2 protein-coding genes and 1 pseudogene are annotated in these 1,859 nt (G+C 65.0%); 2 read left to right on the forward strand and 1 reads right to left on the reverse strand.

The window, feature by feature from the left end; all coding sequences use genetic code 11:
• The coding region (locus ESZ60_RS20525) for a transposase (RefSeq protein ID WP_134681718.1) at positions 1–155 on the reverse strand (155 nt) is incomplete at its 3' end.
• A 67-nt stretch (positions 156–222) separates the two neighbouring features.
• Here ESZ60_RS20525 and ESZ60_RS20530 point away from each other — a divergent pair.
• Both ESZ60_RS20530 and ESZ60_RS20535 read left to right on the forward strand, forming a co-directional pair.
• Positions 223–537, forward strand: a pseudogene (locus ESZ60_RS20530) (transposase); the annotation flags it as partial.
• 158 nt (positions 538–695) lie between these two features.
• On the forward strand, positions 696–1,859 hold a 1,164-nt coding region (locus ESZ60_RS20535), incomplete at its 3' end, for a Y-family DNA polymerase (RefSeq protein ID WP_134682493.1).

The following is a 1,859-nucleotide window of genomic DNA, read 5'->3' on the forward strand; positions in this document are numbered from 1 at the left end:
TCGGACAGGTCCATTCCGCCATACTTGGCCTTCAGCTTGTAGAACGTCGCAGGGCTCAGCCCATGCTTGCGGCACAGCTCAGCCGTCGGCAAGCCAGCCTCCTGCTCTTTGAGCATCCCGATAATCTGCGCTTCAGTGAAACGGCTTTTCCTCATCTCGTCTGCTCCTTCAGGTTGGGCAGACTCCACATCAGACCGAGGGAACTTCCGGGGGGAAGGTCACAAGCCCGCGATATTCAACAGCGATCAGGGCTCGCAATTCACCAGCACCGAGTTCCCCGAGGTGCTGTTGGACGCCAAGGTGCAAATCTCGATGGATGGACGCTGGATCGACAACAGGATGATCGAAAGGCTGTGGCGGTCGCTCAAATACGAATGCGTCTACCTGAATGCCTTCGAGACCGGCTCGGAGGCCCGCAAGGGGATCGGTGCCTGGATCAGCTATTACACCCAGAAACGCCCGCACTCATCGCACGGGCTGATGACGCCCGATGAGGCCCATGATACCCCCAACCAGAACCTGAAAGCCGCCGCCTGACATGAAACCCATGCTGAAGCTTAGCTGAGCGGCAAACTGGTCCAGATTTCAGGACCACCTCTGTGATCCGTAGCCGGGACCTGCCGACTCGACTCATCATCGCTGGAGTCTTATTAAGAACAAAAAGTGAACAATTGGAACCCATGATGTGAGTTGGAATGGCGAGACGGCTGCTTTCCATCTGGTTCCCCAGGCTGGCGAGCGACATCAGCCTGAGGCGCCGCCCCCTTGAGGGGCCTTTCGCGTTGACGCTGCGGGCGTCGAACGCGGAGCAGTTGCATTGCCTGAACGAGAGTGCCAGCCGCGCCGGATTGCATCGGGGCATGGCGCTCGCTGATGCGCGGGCGATTTGCCCCTCGCTGTCCACCCGTCCGGCGGATCCCATGCGCGAGGGCAGGGCGCTTGAAGAACTGCGCCGCTGGGCCAGCAGCTATGGACCGCATGCCGCGAAAGACGGCGCCGATGGGTTGATCGTCGACATCTCCGGGGTCGCCCATCTCTTCGGCGGCGAAGCAGAGATGATCGCTGATCTCGAGGCCCGCCTCGCGCGGGCCGGGGTATTGGCAAAAAGCGCCATCGCCGAGACCCGTGGCGGCGCCTGGGCCCTGGCGCGACGCGGCGGTGGCGTGATCCCCGAAGGGGCCTTGTTGACGCGGCTCGGCCCGATGCCGGTCAGCGCCTTGCGGATCGAGTCTGGCATGGCCGAGGGGCTCGCGCGCCTCGGGCTGCACAAGATTGCCGATCTGACCACGGTGCCGCGCGCGCCGCTCTCCCGTCGCTTCGGGCCCGAACTGCTGCGCCGCCTCGATCAGGCGCTTGGCACCCAAGCAGAGCCGGTCGCGGCCGAGGCGGATGCGCCGCATTTCGGGGTGCGGATGACGCTGCCCGAACCGATCGGCCTGACCGCCGATGTGATGGGGGTGCTGGACCGGCTGCTGGTACGGCTTTGCGACAAGCTGAAGACGGCGGAGCAGGGCGCGCGGCGGCTCCGCTTTGAACTGCGCCGTGTCGACAGTTCCGCCGCCATGGTCGAGATCGGTCTGGCCCGGCCGATGCGCGATCCGGCCCGCATCTCGGCGCTGTTTTTCAAGGGCGTCGACGAGGTCGATTCCGGCTTCGGCATCGACGGGCTGCGGCTCAGCGCCACCCTGACCGAGCCGCTGGCCCCCGAGCAGATCGGCCCTGCGCAGGCGAACGCGGCAGACGAACTCTCCGACCTGATCTCGCGGCTGGGCAATCGCCTGGGCTTCGAGGCGGTGCAGCGCTTCCTGCCCGCCAGCAGCCTGATCCCCGAGCGCAGCTTTCTTGCGGTTCCGGCGGCC

It is taken from the genome of Paracoccus ravus, from assembly GCF_004522175.1.
Lineage (GTDB): Bacteria > Pseudomonadota > Alphaproteobacteria > Rhodobacterales > Rhodobacteraceae > Paracoccus > Paracoccus ravus.